The sequence below is a fragment of the Streptomyces sp. NPDC046308 genome (genome assembly GCF_055588065.1).
In genome coordinates this window covers 428,093-445,850 of the sequence record NZ_JBVJFB010000003.1, presented here as the reverse complement: position 1 = coordinate 445,850, position 17,758 = coordinate 428,093, and the positions used below count along the sequence as shown (strand labels likewise).

Here is a 17,758-nt window from a genome sequence, read left to right as displayed (position 1 = left end):
GGCGGGGTGCCCGAGTTGGATGCCAACTCATCCGTGATGTTCACTCGTTCGAGTGGCCGGGTGGGCGATGTGCGGCTCTCTCCCCAACACGCTGCAAAGGTCTGAGGCGGTACGAGGGGGCAGGGGGCGTTTACTTGTTGACCGGCCGTTACCTCGGCCACACGAGTAGACGAGCACAAGCACACGTACAGGATTGCGAGCACCGGTGCAGAAGAAGCGGTCTCGGAAATGGGGGCACCTCCCAGCGGTAGCTGGGGGAGGCACCGCCGCCGACGGCCCGGCCCCCGCAGGACGCCGCGTCCGCGTGCGCCGCAGGCTGGTCGTCGGCGTCGCCGTCGCCGGCCTCACCGTCCTCGCGGCAGGCACACCCGCCGTCGTGACCGCCGTGAGGGAGCTGAACGACTCCCAGCGGCTGGTCACCCTCGCGGAGCAGACCGGGCAGATCCTCACCGTCGCGCACGTCCTCGCCGACGAGCGCGACGCCGTAGTCGAGTACGCCGCCAAGGGCCGCCCCGGCGCCGCCAGGGGCGCCCTCCAGGAACGCATCCTGCGCACCGACCGGCAGATCGCCGAGGCCGCGACCGAGGTCGACGAGCCCATCGGCACCGCCCTCGCCCGCGTGGCGGCCGTCCGCACCGAGGCCATCGACGGCAAGGGCACCGCCCTCGCCGCCCACCAGGCCTACAGCGGCGTCCTCACCGAACTCCTCGCCCCCGGGGGCCGGCTCGCCGAGCAGACGCCGCCGCGCGCCGAGGCCGCCCTCACCACCACCCGCCCGCTCGCCCCGCTGGGCCAGGCCGTGGAGCAGGCCTCGGCCACGCGCGGACTGCTGCTCGCCGCGCTGGCCGTCCCCCGCGGCGAGCAGCCCCCGGGCGCGGCCGCGGTCGACGAACTCACCGCCGCCGCCCAGCGTTCGCGCGTACGGGAAATGGCCGCGCTGGACGACTTCGCGCGGGCCGCGCGGCCCGACGTGCGCCAGACCCTCACCGCCACCGTCACCGGCCCCGAGGTCAAGACGGCCGACGACTTCCTCAAGCGGCTCACCGACCGGCCCACCCTGACCCCGGCCGACCGCAAGACCGACGGCGCCGCCGTCGGCAGTGCGCTCACCGCCCGCATCGACCGGATGCGGACCGTCGAGGCCACCCTCGCGGGCCAGCGGGCCTCCGCCCTGGCCTCGCTGCGCGACGACGACGTGACCCGCCTCGAAACCCTCGTCGCCCTGCTGGGCCTGCTGTTCCTGGTCGCCGTCGGCGTCTCGACCGCCGTCGCCCGCTCGCTGACCCGGCCGCTGTCGGTGCTGCGGCGCGGCGCGGCGCGGCTGGCGACGCCGGAGGGCTCGGTGGAACCGGTCCGGTTCACCGGCCGCAACGACGAGTTCGCCGAGGTCGTACGGCACCTGAACGCGGTCCGCGACCAGACGGTCTCCCTGCACACCCGGATCGCCGGGCTCGACGCCGACCGCCGCCGGATCATCGGCCGCAATGAGGCGCTGACCGCCGGTCGGGACGTGCTGGAGGAGGAGCTGAACAAGCTGCGGGCGGGGCTGGAGGAGCACCGCCGCGTCATGTCGACGACCTCCGTCTCGCTGTCGCTGCGGACCCTGGGCCTGGTCGAGCGCCAGCTCGCGGTCATCGAGGAGCTGGAGTCCAAGGAGCAGGACCCGGACCGGCTCGCGACCCTCTTCAAGCTCGACCACCTGGCGACCGTGATGCGCCGCCACAACGAGAACCTGCTGGTGCTGGCCGGGCAGGAACACGGCCACGGGCAGGGGCTGCCGGTGCCGCTGGTCGACGTGATGCGGGCCGCCGTCAGCGAGATCGAGCGCTACGAGCGCGTCGACCTCGCGGCGCTGCCTTCGTACACCCAGGTGGCGGGGCACGCGGCCGACGACCTCTCGCACGTGCTGGCCGAGCTGCTGGAGAACGCGACGACGTTCTCGCCGCCCGAAGTCAAGGTGAAGGTGTCCGGCTGGACGCTGGACTCCGGCGACGTCGTGCTGTCCGTCGTGGACGAGGGCATCGGGGTCACCGGGGACCGGCTGGAATCGCTGAACTCCCGGCTCTCCACCCCCGAGGCGTACGACGAGGAGCCCGAAGCCGAACACGGCCTGGGACTCGGCCTGTACGTGGCCGGACGCCTCGCGGCGCGGCACGGGGTCACCGCGGAACTGCGCGCCGGGCGGCACGGCGGGACCGAGGCCCTCGTGGTCGTCCCGGCCGCGCTGCTGCCCGCCACGCCGCCGGTCTCCCCGGTCCACACCCTGGCCACGCCGGGCGCGCCCGCGCTGCAGCTCCCGGGCGTGATCGCGGAGGCCAACGAGAACACCCTCCCACCCCGCCGCCGAGGCACCCACGCCGCCGCGGACTCCGCCGCTCCGGCCACGCCCGACGCCGCCGACGCGCTCGCGGACCCTGCCCCCTCCACCTCCGCGGGTGTTGCGGAGCCCGACGCCGAGGCTCCGGCTGACACGGAGTCGGAGTCGGCCTTCCGCGTGCCCACCACCACGGTGGCCGCGGTGACCCTGGCCGAGGCCCTCGCGGGCCCCGCCCTCCCGGCCGAAGCGGACACCCCCGCCGCGGCGGACCTGCCCCCCGCCGACCAGATCTTCACGGCCGAGCCCCCCGCAGGTGCCCCGGCAGGGCCGGACGTCACCGCCGAGCCCCCCGCAGGGGCCCCGTCGGGGGACGTGCCCGCGGACCAGGTCTTCACCGCCGCGCCCGCAGAGCCGGACGTCACGACCGAGCCCCCCGCAGGGGACACGGCAGAGCCGGACTTCACGACCGAGCCCCCCGCAGGGGACACGGCAGAGCCGGACGTCACGGCCGAGCCCCCCGCAGGGGACACCGCTGAGCTCCCCGCAGGGGACACGGCAGAGCCGGACGTCACCGCCGAGCCCCCCGCAGGGGAGCCGGCACATCGTGCGGTCCCCGAGCCCCACGCCCATGCCCCCGCCGAAGGCAACTGGCTGCCCCGGCAGGGCAGTCACCCCGCCGACCCCGCCGACGCCGTCACCGACAAGGGCCTGCCGAAGCGGACCCCGCGCACCGTCACCGCCGGACGCGCGGACGACGTACGGCCGCCCGAGCCACCGCGCCGGATCGACGCCGACGAACTCCGGCGCCGGCTCGGCGGTTTCTACCAGGGAGCCCAGGACGGGCGACGCGTCGTCGCCGCCGAGCTCGCCCAGGACCAGGGGCAGGGGCAGAGGCAGGGGCAGGGACACAGCAAGACCGACCAGGGGGACACCGCACAGGAGGCACGCACATGACCGCGCCCAGTACGTACGGACTGAGCACCCAGGCCCGCAACCTGCAGTGGCTGCTGACCGACCTGGTCGAGGAGGTACCCGGCGTCAACTCCGTCGCCGTCGTCTCCTCGGACGGGCTGCTGCTCCTGTCCTCCGACCCCGCAACGGGCGGCGCGGCCGATCCACAGGCCAAAGCCAGGCCGAAGGGCCCGCGCGGCGCGTCCGCCGACCTCGCCACCATCGTGTCGGGCCTCGGCAGCCTCACCACCGGCGCCGCGGCCCTCATGGAGAGCGGCTCCGTCAAGCAGACCATGGTGGCGATGGAGCACGGCTCCGTCTTCGTCATGGCCATCAGCGACGGCTCACTGCTGGGCGTGCACGCCACCCCCGACTGCGACATGAGCGTCGTCGCCTACCACATGGCCCTGTTCGTCGGCCGCGCCGGCCACGTACTGACCCCCGAAGTCCGCAGCGAGCTGCGCCAGTCAATGGAGAACACCCCGTGAGGAGTACGGCCTCCGACCGGCTGCCGATACGCGGCGCCGACCGCCGCCCCGCCCGCGTCCGCCCGTACTCGCTCACGGGCGGCCGCACCCGCTTCACGCAGGTCCTGAACGTCGAGACCTTCGTCGCCGCCCTGGAGTCGAAGGCCTCGGAGCCGCAGAAGCCCGACCGCATGCCCGAGATGCCCGCCATCGTCGAGGTCTGCCGCCGCATGCGCACGATCGCCGAGATAGCCGCGCTGCTGAAACTGCCGCTCGGCGTCGTCCGCGTGCTCGTCAGCGACCTCGCGGACCAGGGCCGGCTGCGGGTCTACGGCACGGGCCACGGCACTGGCCGTCCCGAACGCGCGCTGCTCGAAAGGGTGCTCAGTGGTCTCCGCCGTCTCTGATCAGCCGGTACCGCCGGCCTTGGACGACGAGCCCGTCCAGCCCTGGCAGTACGACCGTTCCCGTGCCCCCGTCGCCGTCAAGGTGCTGGTCGCGGGTGGCTTCGGCGTCGGCAAGACCACCTTCGTCTCCTCCGTCTCCGAGATCACCCCGCTGCGCACCGAGGCGGTGATGACCCAGGCCAGCGTCCCCACCGACGACCTCTCCGGCACCCCGGACAAGAACACCACCACCGTCGCGATGGACTTCGGCCGCGTCACGCTCGACGACGACCTCGTCCTCTACGTGTACGGGACCCCGGGCCAGGAGCGGTTCTGGTTCATGTGGGACGACCTGGTGCGCGGGGCCATCGGCGGGCTCGTGCTGGCCGACACCCGCCGGCTGCGCGACTGCTTCCCGGCCCTCGACTACTTCGAGAGCTGCGGGCTCCCGTACGCCGTCGCCGTCAACCACTTCGAGGGCTCGCAGTCGTACGAGCCCGAGGACGTGCGCGAGGCGCTCAGCGTCCCGCCGCACGTACCCGTCGTGATCATGGACGCGCGGCGTCGGCACACCGTGGTCGAGTCCCTGCTGGCCCTGGTGGGCCACGCCCTCGAGACCACTCCCGAATAGGTCCGCGGGCCCGTGCCCCGCGGGCCCCCCGCGCCCGTAGCTCGTACGCCCGTAGCCCCGTAGCCCCGTACCCCCGAATCGAGAACGTGAGATGCGCAAGATACTCGTCGTCGGAGCCGGCCAGTCCGGTCTCCAGCTCGCCCTCGGCCTCCAGTCGAAGGGGTACGAGGTCACCCTCATGTCCAACCGGACGGCGGACGAGGTCCGCACCGGCCGGGTGATGTCGACGCAGTGCATGTTCGACACGGCGCTCCAGCACGAGCGCGACCTCCAGATCAACTTCTGGGAGCAGCAGGCCCCGAAGATCGAGGGCCTCGGCGTCTCCGTCGCCGCCCCCGACTCCGGCCGCGCCGTCGACTGGCTGGGCCGCCTCAAGGGGTACGCGCAGTCCGTCGACCAGCGCGTGAAGATGGCCGGCTGGCTGGACACCTTCGCGCAGCGCGGCGGGCAGCTGGTCATCCACGGCGCGTCGGTCGCCGACCTCGACTACTTCTCCCGTACGTACGACCTGGTGCTGGTCGCCGCCGGCAAGGGCGAGCTGGTGTCGATGTTCGGGCGGGACGCCGCGCGCTCCCCGTACGACGCCCCGCAGCGCGCGCTGGCCGTCTCGTACGTGCACGGCCTCGGGCCGCGCGCCGAGCACCCGGAGACGGAGGCCGTGCGCTGCAACCTCGTCCCGGGCGTCGGCGAGCTGTTCGTGATGCCGACCCTGACCACCTCGGGCCGGGCGGACATCCTGTTCTGGGAGGGGCTCCCGGGCGGTCCGGTGGACGCGTTCAACGGGATCAAGGACCCGGCGGAGCACCTGGCCCTCACGCTGGAGCTGATGGAGAAGTTCACGCCGTGGGAGTACGCGCGGGCGACGAAGGTGGAGCTGACGGACGCGGGCGGGACGCTGGCGGGTCGTTACGCGCCGGTGGTCCGCAACCCGATCGGGCGGCTGCCCGGCGGCGGGCTGGTGCTGGGCGTCGCGGACGTGGTCGTCGCCAACGACCCGATCACCGGTCAGGGCTCGAACTCCGCCGCCAAGTGCGCGGCCTCGTACCTCTCCTCGATCCTGATGCACGGGGACAACCCGTTCGACGAGGCGTGGATGAAGGCGACCTTCGACAAGTTCTGGTTCACCACGGGCAAGCCGGTGACCCAGTGGACCAACGCCATGCTGGGCGTCCCGCCGGAGCACGTGCTCAACCTGATCGGCGCGGCCGGGCAGCTTCAGCCGGTGGCGGATCGATTCGCCAACGGCTTCGACAACCCGGCCGACTTCGACGCGTACTTCTACGACCCCGAGGACGCGGCGGACTACCTGGCGGAGGTCGCCTCGTCCGTGGCCGCCTCCTCGGCGGCCCCGTCGGCGGGTGCGTCCTGCGACGAGTAGCCGGTGTCGTCGTCCCCCGCCGTGCCCGTCGCGTCCGCCCCGGGCAGGGGCGGGGGAGCGAACTCCGCGAGCGGGGTGCCGCCGGGGTCCGGGCGTACGGCGCCGAGCAGCGGATTCGCGGCGAGGGGTGAGACCTTCACCTTCGCCCCCGGCCGCGGCGCCTGGATCACCTTGCCCTCGCCCACGTACAGGGCCACGTGCGTGGCCTTGGGGAAGTAGACCACCAGGTCCCCCGGGCGGAGCTGGTCCAGCGGCACCTTCGGCAGCCGCGCCCACTGCTCCTGGCTGGTCCGCGGGATGGTGCGCCCGGCGTGCGCCCAGGCCTGCGAGGTGAGCCCGGAACAGTCGAAGGCTCCCGGGCCCTCGGCGCCCCAGACGTACGGTTTGCCGATCTGGGCCGCCGCGTAGGTGAGGGCGGCGCCGCCGGCGGCCGTGGGGGTGCCCGTACGCGTGGGGAGCCGGCCCGAGTCCAGCAGATCGCGCTGCGCGGCTGCGGTGTTCTTGTCCTCCTGCGCCCCGAGCCGCGTCAGCTGCTCGGGGGTCAGCGAGGCGAGCACCCGCTCGACCTCCTTGAGCTGCGCCACGACCTCGTCCTTGTGCAGCTTCTGCCGCGCCGCCAGGGACTGCCGGGTTTCGAGCGCCTTGCGGGCCCGTACGGCGAGCTCGTCGGCCTTCTTCTCGCCCCGCGCGAGCCGGTTCAGTACGCCGGCCCGTCGCGCGCCCTCGCGGGCGGTGAGCCGGCGCTGGTCCAGGGCGGCCTGAGGGGTGCCGGCGAGCAGCATCCGGGCGTACGGGGAGAGGCCCCGGGTGCCCTGGTACTGCTCCCGGGCCAGCTTCCCGACCAGGGCCCTCTCGGAGTCGAGGGCGGTACGGGCCCGGCCGAGGTCGGCGACGCGCTGCCGCTCCTCCTCCTGGCCGGCCTTGAGGGCGACCTCCGTGGCGTTGTACGCCTCGGTGGCCTCCTCGGCCTTCTGGTAGAGCCCCTGTAGGCGGGTGAGCAGGACCCCGACGGACTCCGCCTCGGGTCGGGCGGGCTCGGCGCCGGCCCCCGGGACCGGGCCGGCGACGAGGAGCACCGCGGCAATGCAGGCGGCGCGAAGCGGCCGATGTGACATGGGATCACCTCCGAGGCGCCCGATGCTGCCACGGCCGGTATGACAAATCCCCCAACCGGGCGGCCGGTGGCGGACCGGCCACCCGGTTGGGGGAGTGGGGCACGGTCGCCGGCCTGACGGTTCCCGCCCGCCGACCGGGCCGACCGGGCGCCGCCCGCCCGCCGCCCGCCGCCCGCCCGCCGCCCGGGTCAGCCGCGCAGCAGGCGCGCCTTGGCCGTCGTGAACTCCTCCGGGGTCAGCAGGCCCTCACGGGTCAGGTCGGCCAACTGCCGCAGCTCCGCCACCAGGGAAGTCGACGCGGTCACCGGTGAACTCGTCGGCGAGCCGGGCCGGATGCCCTCCTCTTCTTCCGCCGCGCCCTGCGCCACGTCCACCGGCTCCGGCGCCTCCTCCGGTTCCGGCGCCTCCTCCGGTTCCGGCGACGGCGGTTCGGCCGGGGCCCGCGCGGCCCGGACCGGCCGCGCCGGCAGGTCCCGGCGCGCCGCTTCGCCCGGGCCGACCGCGCCCGTCGTGTCCTCCACCGCCCCGGCCGCCCGGGCCAGCAGGCCCCGTAGCAGCGGGTGCCCCGCCGGCCGCTGCGCCGGCCGGACCGTCGGTCCCATCGGCCGGATGAACATCAGGCCACCCCCGCCCGCGGGTCCGCAGGGACCCGGTCCGGCGGGATGCGGACCGAGCCGACGATCCGCCCGCCCGCCGCCCGTACGGCGATCGCCGCGTCCTCGGCCCACACGTGCTCGACCACCAGCAGCAGCGCGCAGCTCCCGCGTTCCAGCAGCCCCGCCGCCTCCTGCACGTCCTCCGGTCCGATCAGGCGTGCCACGTCCCGCCCCGTCAGCAGCCCGTGCAGTTCCACGTATTCGTCGAACTCCGCCGCGAGCACCTCGCCCGAGGCGGTCCTCGTCGCCACGAGACCGTCGATCAGCCGGACCACCCCGGTCTTGCGCAGTCCCATCACGGCCTCGATCGCCGGGACCCGCAGCTGCTCCTCCGGGAAGGCGAGGACGATGAATTCCACGGGCCCCATACGCCTCGGCTCCTCACGTGTGACCGTTTTTGACGACTCTTCGGCACACTATGACATAAGCGGACATACCATCCGTCTGCTTGCTACGTTTCGGGTATGACCGCTCTGACGGCGAAGGTGACGGAGCCCGCGCCCCCGCCCCCCGACGCCCGCGCCCCCAAGCGTCGCGGCGTCGAGCTGACGCTCCTCGCCGGCGCCGTCCTGGTCTCCGTCCTCGGTCACCTCTACGTCGGCCTCACCACCACCGGCCACACCCCCCGCCTCGCCGCCCGGTACGCCGGGGGGCTCGCCGCCGCCGCGCTCCTCGCGCACCTCGCCGTCCGCTTCAGGGCCCCGTACGCCGATCCCCTCGTCCTGCCGATCGCCGTCCTGCTCAACGGGCTCGGGCTCGTCCTCATCCAGCGCCTCGACGCGACCACCCCCGGCCACCTCACCGCCGGGGCCCAGCTCCGCTGGTCCGCCCTCGGCCTCGCGCTGTTCGTCCTCGTCGTCGTGCTGCTGCGCGACCACCGCGTGCTCCAGCGCTACGCGTACCTGTCGGTGGCCGCCGCCCTCGTGCTGATGCTGATCCCCGTCTTCTTCCCGGCGGTCAACGGCGCGCACATCTGGATCCGGTTCGCCGGACTCTCCTTCCAGCCCGGGGAGTTCGCCAAGATCCTGCTCGCCGTGTTCTTCGCCGCCTACCTCGCCGCGAACCGCACCGCCCTCGCCCTCACCGGACGCCGGCTCTTCTGGAAGCTGCGCCTGCTCCCCGGCCGCGTCCTCGGCCCGATCCTCGCGATCTGGCTGCTCAGTGTCGGCCTGCTCGTCCTGGAACGGGACCTGGGGACCTCGCTGCTGTTCTTCGGACTGTTCGTGATCATGCTGTTCACCGCCACCGGACGGATCGGCTGGATCGCGATCGGACTGCTGCTCGCCGCCCTCGGCGCGTACGCCGTCGGCACCTTCGAACCCCACGTGCACAGCCGCGTGGACGACTGGCTGAATCCTTTCGCCTCCATCGAACGCGGCGAAGGCCCCGGCCAGCTCGCCCAGTCCCTCTTCGCCTTCGGCGCCGGCGGTCTGCTCGGCGCCGGGCTCGGCCACGGCCACTCCTTCCTCATCGGCTTCGCCGCCAAGTCGGACTTCGTCCTCGCCACCGCCGGCGAGGAACTCGGCCTCGTCGGCCTCGCCGCGATCCTGCTCCTCTACGGACTCCTCGTGGCCCGCGGCTTCCGCGCCGGGCTCGCCCTGCGCGACCCCTTCGGCCGACTGCTCGCCACCGGACTCGCCTCGATCGTCGCCCTCCAGGTGTTCGTCATCGCGGGCGGGGTCACCGGGCTGATCCCCCTCACCGGCATGGCCATGCCCTTCCTCGCCCAGGGCGGCTCCTCCGTCGTCACCAACTGGATCATCGTCGCGCTGCTGGTCCGGCTGAGCGACAGCGCCCGCAGGCCGCGCCCCGGCGAGGAGGGCGCCCCGTGATCCGCTACATCCGCTGGTGCGCGTACTTCTGCGCACTGCTCCTCGTCGCCCTGCTGGTCAACATCGCCCGCGTGCAGGTCTGGGAGTCCGCCGCCTACGGCGCGAACCCCGCCAACAAACGCCCCGCCATCGAGCGCTACGCGAAGCCGCGCGGGGACATCCTCGTCGACGGCCGCCCCGTCACCGGCTCGCGCGACAGCGGCCAGCTGCTGCGCTACGAGCGGACCTACACGAACGGCCCGCTCTACGCCCCCGTCACCGGCTTCTCCTCCCAGACGTACGGGACCAGCTTCGTGGAGCGCGCCGAGGACGCGGTCCTGTCCGGCACGGACCCCGGCCTGTCGGCCTTCCCGCTCTGGTACGACCTGGCCCGCGGCCACCCGGCCGGCGGGAACGCCGTCACCACCATCCGCTCCGGCATGCAGCGGGCCGCGTACGCCGGACTCGCGGGCAAGCGCGGGGCGGTCGCCGCCGTCGAACCGGCCACCGGGAGGATCCTCGCGCTGGTCAGCAGCCCCTCGTACGATCCGGCGGAGCTGTCCGGGACCGGCCCGCGGGTGAAGGACGCCTGGGCCCGCCTGAACGCCGACCCGGCCAAGCCGATGCTCAACCGGGCGCTGCGCGAGACGTACCCGCCCGGCTCCACCTTCAAGATCGTGACCGCGGCGGCCGCCCTCGACGCGGGCGTCGTCACCGACGTGGACGCCCCGACCCGCACCCCCGACCCCTACCCGCTGCCCGGAACCAGCACCCTGCTGCCGAACGCGGCCACGGGCTGCGAGGACGCCTCGATGGCGGACGCGGTGCAGTGGTCCTGCAACACGGTGATGGCGAAGATCGGCGTACAGGTCGGGCTGCGCGCGATGGTGGAGGCGGCCGGCCGCTTCGGCTTCAACGCCGAGGGGCTGCGGGTGCCCTCCTGGGTGTCCCGCTCGAACTTCGACACCGACATGAGCCAGGACCAGCTGGCCCTGTCCGCCATCGGGCAGTTCAACACCAGGGCCACACCGCTGCAGATGGCGATGGTGGCGGCTGCGGTCGCCAACGGAGGCGAGCTCAAGTCGCCCTACCTGGTGGAACGCACCACCCAGGACGACGGCTCCCCGGTCCGGCGCGGGGAGCAGCGCAGCCTGGGCAGGGCGATGAACCCGGCGACCGCGCTGCGGATGCAGGACCTGATGGTGAAGGTGGTGGAGAACGGCACGGGCCGCAACGCGGCGATCCCGGGCGCGGTCGTCGGCGGCAAGACCGGCACCGCACAGCACGGCGTCGGCAACGCGGGGACCCCGTACGCCTGGTTCATCTCCTGGGCCAAGGCGGAGGGCTCACCGCTGCCGGCGGTCGCGGTGGCGGTGGTGGTCGAGGACGCGGCGGCGGACCGGGGCGACATCAGCGGCAACAGCGCGGCCGCCCCGATCGCCCGCGCGGTAATGCAAGCCGCCCTGCCGCCCCCGTAACCCCCTGGCCCCGGCCCTGCCGAGGCCGCGTCCGGGCCCGCGCCCGGGCCCGCGCCGGCGCCCGCGGTGCCGAGCGCTAGGTGGAGGCGTCCCGGACCGCCGCCTCGACCTCCGCCACCCGCAGTGCCTCCTCCGCCGCGAACCGCTCCCGGTCCAGGACCTCCGCGATCTCCTCGTCCTGACGCATCAGCAGGTCCAGGTTGGAGTCGCCCATCTCGAAGACGCCCATGTCCACGTAGGCCCGCTGGAGCCGTTCCCCCCACAGCCCGATGTCCTTCACGCACGGCACGATCCGGCTGAACAGCAGCCGGCGGAACATGTGCACGAACTCCGACTGCTCGCTGAGCTGCTCCGCCTCCTTCGCCGGGATGCCGAAGTTCTCCAGCACCTCCACCCCGAGCAGCCGGTCCCGCATCAGGTGGCAGCCCTCGATCACGAACTCCTCGCGCTCGCGCAGCTCGGCGTCCGTGAGCTGCCGGTAGTAGTCGCGCAGCGCCATCCGCCCGAAGGCCACGTGCCGGGCCTCGTCCTGCATCACGTACGCCAGGAGCTGCTTCGGCAGCGGCTTCGCCGTCGTGTCGCGGATCATGCCGAAGGCGGCGAGCGCCAGCCCCTCGATGAGCACCTGCATGCCCAGGTACGGCATGTCCCACCGGGAGTCGCGCAGGGTGTCGCCGAGCAGCCCCTGGAGGCTGTCGTTGATCGGGTACAGCATCCCGACCTTCTCGTGCAGGAAGCGTCCGAAGATCTCCGCGTGCCGGGCCTCGTCCATGGTCTGCGTGGCGGAGTAGAACTTCGCGTCGAGGTCCGGCACCGACTCGACGATCCGCGCCGCGCACACCATCGCGCCCTGCTCGCCGTGCAGGAACTGGCTGAAGTTCCAGGAGGTGAAGTGCCGGCGCAGCTCGCCCTTGTCCTTCGCGGTGAGCTTGGCCCAGTGCCGCGTCCCGTACAGCGGCAGGGCCTCGTCGGGGGTGCCGAGCGGATCGTACGGGTCCACCTCGATGTCCCAGTCGATGCGCTTGGCGCCGTCCCACTGCTTGTCCTTGCCCTTCTGGTAGAGCGCGAGGAGCCGCTCGCGGCCGTCCTCGTACTCCCAGCTGAAGCGGGCGGAGCCGGAGGCGGGGATCTGCCAGACGGCCTCGCCCGGGTCCTCGGTGTAGAGCTCGTGCGTCGACACTGACGCCCCCTCGTCTCACGTACTGCCGTGCGGGACCGGACAGTTGGCAGGGTCACACGTTGGTAGACACGGGGTCAACAAGTCGTGCGCGGGGGATTGACGACCTTGCTGACAGGCAGTCTCATAAGCAATGACCGCCGGTAACTCGACCACGAGGTGTCCGAAACCATGACGACCGTGACCGAACGAGCCGCGCTCAGGGACGCCCTCGGCCTGCTGAAGGACCGGGAGCAGATCGCCGAGCGACTGCTCGAATCCTCGGCCAAGCACTCCTTCGACCCCGACAAGGAGCTCGACTGGGACGCCCCCGCCATCGAGGGCAAGTACTACTGGCCGCCCGAACTGCTCTCCCTCTACGACACCCCGCTGTGGAAGAAGATGGGCGAGGAGCAGCGCATCGACCTCTCCCGCCACGAGGCGGCGGCGCTCGGCTCGCTCGGCATCTGGTTTGAGATCATCCTGATGCAGCTGATGGTCCGGCACATCTACGACAAGTCGCTGACCAGCAATCACGTGCGCTACGCCCTTACCGAGATCGCCGACGAGTGCCGCCACTCGATGATGTTCGCCCGGATGATCAAGCAGAGTGGCAGCCCCGAGTACCCGGTCTCCCGCGTCAACCACAACCTCGCGCGGATCCTGAAGACGGTCTCCACCACCCCCGGCTCCTTCGCCTGCACCCTCCTCGGCGAGGAGATACTCGACTGGATGCAGCGCCTGACCTTCCCGGACGAGCGCGTCCAGCCGCTGGTCCGCGGGGTCACCCGGATCCACGTCATCGAGGAGGCCCGGCACGTCCGGTACGCCCGCGAGGAACTGCGCCGCCAGATGCTGACGGCCCCGCGCTGGGAGCAGGAGCTCACCCGGATCAGCTGCGGCGAGGCCGCCCGCGTCTTCTCGCTGGCGTTCGTGAACCCGGCCGTCTACGACAACGTCGGCCTGGACCGCCGCGAGGCCGTCGCCCAGGTCAGGGCGAGCGGCCACCGCCGTGAGGTCATGCAGACCGGCGCCAAGCGGCTGACCGACTTCCTCGACGACATCGGCGTACTGCGCGGGGTCGGCCGGAGGCTGTGGAAGAGCTCGGGACTGCTGGCGTAGCCCCTGTCCGGGCGCGGACGCGGACGCGGACGCCGGCGCGTGCAGGGCCTTGTACGCGCGGGCTGAGCCTCGTACCGGCCTTGTGCGGGGCCTCGTACGAGCCTCGTCCGGCGCGGGCCGGGCGGGGGTCGGGCGCGGCCCGGCCCGCGGGGACGGGCCGTGCCGGCCCGGGCCGGCCGGTGGAGATCGGCCGGACCTGGGCCCCCGCGGCGGCCGGTGGAGATCGGCCGGACCGGGCCCCGGCGGCGGCCGTGGGGCTACCCTGCGGTCATGACCGTACGCGCCTACCGCAGGCTCAGCGTCGAGGAGCGGCGAGCCCAACTCCTCGACGCCGCCCTCTCGCTGTTCGCGCACCGGGCGCCGGAGGAGGTCTCGCTGGACGACGTCGCGGAGGCCGCCGGGGTCTCGCGCCCGCTCGTCTACCGCTACTTCCCGGGCGGCAAGCAGCAGCTCTACGAGGCCGCCCTCCGCTCGGCGGCGGACGTCCTCGAACTCTGCTTCGCCGAACCCCAGCAGGGGCCGCTGACCCAGCGCCTCGCCCGGGCCCTGGACCGCTACCTCGCCTTCGTCGACGAACACGACGCCGGCTTCGCCGCGCTCCTCCAGGGCGGCAGCGTCGTGGAGACCTCCCGCACGACGGCGACGGTGGACGGCATCCGCCGGGCCGCGGCGGACCAGATCCTCGTCCACCTGGGCGTCCCGGCCCCCGGCCCACGGCTGCGCATGATGGTCCGTACGTGGATCACGGCGGTCGAGGCGGCCTCCCTGATCTGGATCGACGAGGGCAAGCAGCCGGAGGTCGAGCGGCTCCGGGACTGGCTGCTGGACCAGTTCATCGCCCTCCTGACGGCCACCGCGGCCACCGACCCGGAAACCGCGGCGGCCGCGCGGGCCGCGCTGGCGCTGGAATCGGCCGACGGGCCGGTCGGGGTGCTGGCCCGCCGCGTGATCCCGGTGGTCTCCGAGGCCGCCCACCTGCTGTGACACTGGTGGGGTGAAAAGCCAACCGACCCCGTTCGAGGGCGGTCCGATGGACGGCCGGGTCCTCCCGGTCCTCCTCGGCCTGACCGGACACCCCCCGAAGTGGTACGAGATCCCCGTTCCGGCGCCGGACGGGCCGCCGACGGTGCTGCTGTACGAACGCGTGCCGGCGGGGTACTCGAGGCGACTGGGCCTCCAGAAGGGCTGGAAGTACGAATTCCGCCCCTCGGGCGAGAAGCCGAAGCCCCGCTGGCCCTGGACCAAACCCTCCCGCCCCTGATGTGCTGCTCGCTGGCGGCCGTGCCGGGTGTGCTCGTGGCCCCGACCGTGCCCCGACCGGGCAACCTTGCTGCCGCCCGACACGGGCCGTGCCGGAGGGGCGCGGTCGGGGTCGGGTGTGTGTCGGGGTGATCCCCGCAGGGCGCCGAACGCACTGCCGCCGAGCTCTCCGACCCCTCGTCACGTTCGGCGCCCGAGGAGACGCCCCGGCGCGCGCCCGGCCCCGACCGTGGCCCGACCAAGGCGGGCCCGGCCCGGTGGAGCCGAAGCAGCCCGACCCGGAGCGGGGTCAGGGACCCGGGCCGGGGCCGCGGTTCGCCGGGCCATGCTCACCCGCACCCGCACCCGCACCCGCACCGGCACCCGCGCCCGCGGGCACCCGTACGATCCGCTCGCGCGTCGGCAGCATGGTGAGCTGCTTCTCGTCCCAGGACCAGGCGGTGATCAGTTCGTAGCCGCGGTTCCCGCTGGGCACCCGCAGGACCACGTCCCGCCCGGCCAGTTCCACCGAGATGACGGTCTGCGTGGTCGCCATGATCCGGTTGAGCCGTCCGTCCGGGTCCGCGGTGTACACCCGTACGGACATCCTGTGGTCGGGGAGTTCGACGCCCACGATCAGCTCGTCCTTGCCGTTGCCCGTGAGGTCCCGGTAGTACGGCGTCAGCACCGGGCACGCCGCGGGTTCCGCGTCCCCGTCCTCCCCGCCGTCCCCTTCCTCCCCGCCGTCCTCTTCCTTCGTGCACGCCCTGATCGCGGCCGCGGTCCCGGCCGGCATCCCCTCGGCCCCGGCGTCGGTGTTCGGGTGGGCCCGCAGCTCCGCCTGGACCAGGGCCACCGGATCGACGCCGTGCACGTCCTGGTCGTGGACCGGCGGGATCCCCTTGACGTACTCGGGCGGGGCCCCGCCCGGATCGGCGGGCGGTACGGACGCTCCCGTACGGTCGGGCCACAGGTGGACGGGCCCGCTCGCGGTCGGGGTGGCGCCGGCCGCCACCAGGGCGCCGGTGTCGCCGCAGCCGGCCAGCAGCGGGAGCAGGGCCAGGGCGGGCAGGGCGCGGAGCCAGGGCACCACGGTGCGAAGCCTGTTCACCGCTCCCGTGCCCTCCTCTCCGCATGACGCCGCCGACCGCCGCTGCCCCGACGCCGACGCCGACGCCGACCGACTGGGGGATGTCAGCTGTCCGTGCGCCCTCGGCGCAGCATCGCGAAGCCGAGCCCGGCGGCGCCGACGGCCGCGATGCCGCCGCCGGCCGCGAGGAGCAGCACGCCCTCGCCGGGTCCGTCGGCCAGCGTGCTCAGGCGCTGTGCGTCGGCCGGGCCCGAGGCGAGGTCGCGGAGCCCGCCGGTGGCCTGCTGCTGCTGAGCCGAGGCGGGGAGCACGTGCCCGCTGCGGGTGCCGGTCTTGTGCCCGTCGCCCGCGACGACGTGCCCGCCGCCCTGCGCGGAGGTGTCGCCGACCCAGGAGGTCAGCCGTCCGGTGGAGTCCAGCGCGACGTGCAGCTCCCCGGCGGTACCGAAGTCGGTGATGCCGTCGCGGCTGGTCAGCGTGGTCGCCTTGGAGCCGTCGGCGGTCAGGATCTCGGCCTGGTACGCGCCCTGGGCGGTGCGGTAGACCTGCGCCGTGGACGCGCCGTCCGCGAGGGCGAGGCTCTTGACCAGGGTCCGCTGCGGGGCCGCGGAGCGCGCGGACGAGGCCGCGGGCACCCCTTCGGCCAGCGCGGCGGCGGTGGGCAGCGCCAGCAGGCTCGCGGCACATGCGGTCACGGCGGCGGCGCGAACGAGGGTGCGGCGGCGGCTGACGGTGCTCACGGGAAGCCCTTCGGTGCTGGTGCTGGGGTTGGTGCTGGCCAGGCCCTGGTGTGTCCAGGTGGGACAAACCTAGGCGCCGGCCGTTGCGGCCGAGCCCCGGACGTGTAACAGCGAAGTCGCAACGTCCCGTCGGAGTCGTTACACAACCGAGGGATTGTGGTGCGGCGTTCCGGCTGCTCCCATGGACGGCGGGGGGTGAGGGCGATGCGCGGACTGAAGGTACTGCCGAGCGGCCGGCCCGGCCGCGGCCGGCTGTACGTGAACCTGCCCGACGGGCAGGCGGTTGCCTGGTACGACCGGCAGGCCAACCGGATCAGCGTGCTCGCGGACGACCAACGCGAGGCGATCCTGGCGGTGCTGCGGCCCTACTTGAGCGGGACCGTCTCGATCGGCCCGCCCCCGGTCCCCACCCGGGCCGACCTGCGGCGCCTCGCCCTGCCGCCGGACGCGGACCTGGCCCCGAACCGCCCCGGCGAGACCTTGCTGGGCGACCTCGAACACGGCTCGGCGGGCACCCGCGCCCGGCACCGGCTGCGCCAGGACCTCACCGCGCAGCAGCGGATGGGCGACGCCTTCGACGCCCTGGAGCCGGACGGCTGGCGGACCCTGCACTGCGTCCCGCTGCCGGGCCTGGGCCTCATCGACCACCTGCTCATCGGCCCGGCCGGGATCTTCTGCGTGCGTACGGTCCCGGGCCGCCGTCAGCGCGCGGTGGTCGGCGACCTCCTGCTCACGATCGGCCGTACGGAACCCCGCCCGGACCCCCGCTGGATCCGCCGCGCGGCGGCCCGCGCCTCCCTGGCCCTCACCGCGCCCGTCACCCCGGCCCTGGCCCTGGTCGACGCCTCCCGCATCGACAAGGCCCCCACGGTCCGCGACATCCGCGTCCTCCATCCCCCGACGGCCACTTCGGACCTCGCGGGATCCCCCACCACCCTCAAACCCCCGGAAGTCGAAACCCTCTTCGCCCAGGCCCGCGACTCAAGAACCTGGCTCCCCTCCGCATGAGCCCCGCCGGCGTTCGAGGCGGGGGGTGCCCGGGGCGGAGCCCCAAGTTCGGGCAGGGGCGGCCAGGTCAGAACACCGCAGGCCCCGACCCACCCGCGTCGGCCCCCGCACTGCACCCGCCCGTGCCCGCACCCGCCCGTGCCCGTGCCTGCACCGGCCCGTGCCCGTGCCTGCACCGGCCCGTGCCCGTGCCTGCACCGGCCCGTGCCCGTG

At 73.7% G+C, this 17,758-nt stretch carries 17 protein-coding genes; 11 read left to right on the top strand and 6 right to left on the bottom strand.

What is annotated here, in order from left to right; translation table 11 throughout:
- Positions 1-304 precede the first annotated feature (304 nt).
- The 5 genes from ACZ6JT_RS15830 (at position 305) to ACZ6JT_RS15810 (ending at position 6,130) form a co-directional block, all read left to right on the top strand.
- Positions 305-3,271, top strand: a complete 2,967-nt coding sequence (locus ACZ6JT_RS15830; RefSeq protein ID WP_469210210.1) for a sensor histidine kinase — start codon at positions 305-307, stop codon at positions 3,269-3,271.
- Positions 3,268-3,756: a roadblock/LC7 domain-containing protein gene (locus ACZ6JT_RS15825; protein WP_469210208.1), complete on the top strand. Its 489-nt coding sequence runs from the start codon at positions 3,268-3,270 to the stop codon at positions 3,754-3,756. The genes ACZ6JT_RS15830 and ACZ6JT_RS15825 overlap by 4 nt, the downstream gene beginning before the upstream one ends.
- Positions 3,753-4,142: a DUF742 domain-containing protein gene (locus ACZ6JT_RS15820; RefSeq protein ID WP_469210206.1), complete on the top strand. Its 390-nt coding sequence runs from the start codon at positions 3,753-3,755 to the stop codon at positions 4,140-4,142. Before ACZ6JT_RS15825 ends, ACZ6JT_RS15820 begins: the two co-directional genes overlap by 4 nt.
- Positions 4,123-4,752 (top strand): GTP-binding protein, encoded by a 630-nt coding sequence (locus ACZ6JT_RS15815; RefSeq protein ID WP_469210204.1) that lies wholly within the window; start codon positions 4,123-4,125, stop codon positions 4,750-4,752. Before ACZ6JT_RS15820 ends, ACZ6JT_RS15815 begins: the two co-directional genes overlap by 20 nt.
- Before the next feature lie 91 nt (positions 4,753-4,843).
- The gene (locus ACZ6JT_RS15810) at positions 4,844-6,130 is read left to right on the top strand and encodes a styrene monooxygenase/indole monooxygenase family protein (protein ID WP_469210202.1); all 1,287 of its coding nucleotides are present in this window, start codon (positions 4,844-4,846) and stop codon (positions 6,128-6,130) included.
- Here the strand turns inward: ACZ6JT_RS15810 and ACZ6JT_RS15805 are convergent.
- From ACZ6JT_RS15805 to ACZ6JT_RS15795, 3 genes are all read right to left on the bottom strand, one after another.
- Positions 6,055-7,245, bottom strand: coding sequence for a C40 family peptidase (locus ACZ6JT_RS15805; RefSeq protein ID WP_469210200.1), 1,191 nt, complete (start codon positions 7,243-7,245; stop codon positions 6,055-6,057). The genes ACZ6JT_RS15810 and ACZ6JT_RS15805 overlap by 76 nt on opposite strands.
- 188 nt (positions 7,246-7,433) lie before the next feature.
- Entirely contained in the window at positions 7,434-7,862 is a 429-nt protein-coding gene (locus ACZ6JT_RS15800) for an SHOCT domain-containing protein (RefSeq protein ID WP_469210198.1), read from the bottom strand.
- Positions 7,862-8,269: a DUF6325 family protein gene (locus tag ACZ6JT_RS15795; RefSeq protein WP_469210196.1), complete on the bottom strand. Its 408-nt coding sequence runs from the start codon at positions 8,267-8,269 to the stop codon at positions 7,862-7,864. The genes ACZ6JT_RS15800 and ACZ6JT_RS15795 overlap by 1 nt, the downstream gene beginning before the upstream one ends.
- 96 nt (positions 8,270-8,365) lie before the next feature.
- Here ACZ6JT_RS15795 and ACZ6JT_RS15790 point away from each other — a divergent pair, with 96 nt between their 5' ends.
- Both ACZ6JT_RS15790 and ACZ6JT_RS15785 read left to right on the top strand, forming a co-directional pair.
- A complete protein-coding gene (locus ACZ6JT_RS15790; protein WP_469210193.1) occupies positions 8,366-9,733 on the top strand; it encodes an FtsW/RodA/SpoVE family cell cycle protein in 1,368 nt (455 codons plus the stop codon).
- Entirely contained in the window at positions 9,730-11,190 is a 1,461-nt protein-coding gene (locus tag ACZ6JT_RS15785) for a penicillin-binding transpeptidase domain-containing protein (RefSeq protein ID WP_469210191.1), read from the top strand. Before ACZ6JT_RS15790 ends, ACZ6JT_RS15785 begins: the two co-directional genes overlap by 4 nt.
- Positions 11,191-11,266: 76 nt before the next feature.
- Here ACZ6JT_RS15785 and ACZ6JT_RS15780 read toward each other — a convergent pair whose 3' ends face one another.
- On the bottom strand, positions 11,267-12,370 hold the full coding sequence (locus ACZ6JT_RS15780; protein WP_469210189.1) for a ferritin-like domain-containing protein: 1,104 nt from the start codon (positions 12,368-12,370) through the stop codon (positions 11,267-11,269).
- Between the two features lie 168 nt (positions 12,371-12,538).
- Between ACZ6JT_RS15780 and ACZ6JT_RS15775 the strand changes: the two genes are divergently transcribed.
- The 3 genes from ACZ6JT_RS15775 (at position 12,539) to ACZ6JT_RS15765 (ending at position 14,729) form a co-directional block, all read left to right on the top strand.
- The gene (locus ACZ6JT_RS15775; RefSeq protein ID WP_351303779.1) at positions 12,539-13,468 is read left to right on the top strand and encodes an AurF N-oxygenase family protein; all 930 of its coding nucleotides are present in this window, start codon (positions 12,539-12,541) and stop codon (positions 13,466-13,468) included.
- 270 nt (positions 13,469-13,738) lie between these two features.
- Positions 13,739-14,452: a TetR/AcrR family transcriptional regulator gene (locus tag ACZ6JT_RS15770; protein WP_376612875.1), complete on the top strand. Its 714-nt coding sequence runs from the start codon at positions 13,739-13,741 to the stop codon at positions 14,450-14,452.
- A 10-nt stretch (positions 14,453-14,462) separates the two neighbouring features.
- Positions 14,463-14,729 (top strand): hypothetical protein, encoded by a 267-nt coding sequence (locus tag ACZ6JT_RS15765; protein WP_469210186.1) that lies wholly within the window; start codon positions 14,463-14,465, stop codon positions 14,727-14,729.
- Between the two features lie 288 nt (positions 14,730-15,017).
- On the opposite strand, the gene ACZ6JT_RS15760 is transcribed toward ACZ6JT_RS15765, so the two are convergent.
- Both ACZ6JT_RS15760 and ACZ6JT_RS15755 read right to left on the bottom strand, forming a co-directional pair.
- Entirely contained in the window at positions 15,018-15,818 is an 801-nt protein-coding gene (locus ACZ6JT_RS15760) for a hypothetical protein (RefSeq protein ID WP_469210184.1), read from the bottom strand.
- 83 nt (positions 15,819-15,901) lie between these two features.
- A complete protein-coding gene (locus ACZ6JT_RS15755; RefSeq protein ID WP_469210182.1) occupies positions 15,902-16,537 on the bottom strand; it encodes a hypothetical protein in 636 nt (211 codons plus the stop codon).
- Positions 16,538-16,741: 204 nt separating this feature from the next.
- On the opposite strand from ACZ6JT_RS15755, the gene ACZ6JT_RS15750 reads away from it, so the two are divergent.
- Positions 16,742-17,545: a nuclease-related domain-containing protein gene (locus ACZ6JT_RS15750; protein ID WP_469210180.1), complete on the top strand. Its 804-nt coding sequence runs from the start codon at positions 16,742-16,744 to the stop codon at positions 17,543-17,545.
- Positions 17,546-17,758: the final 213 nt, after the last annotated feature.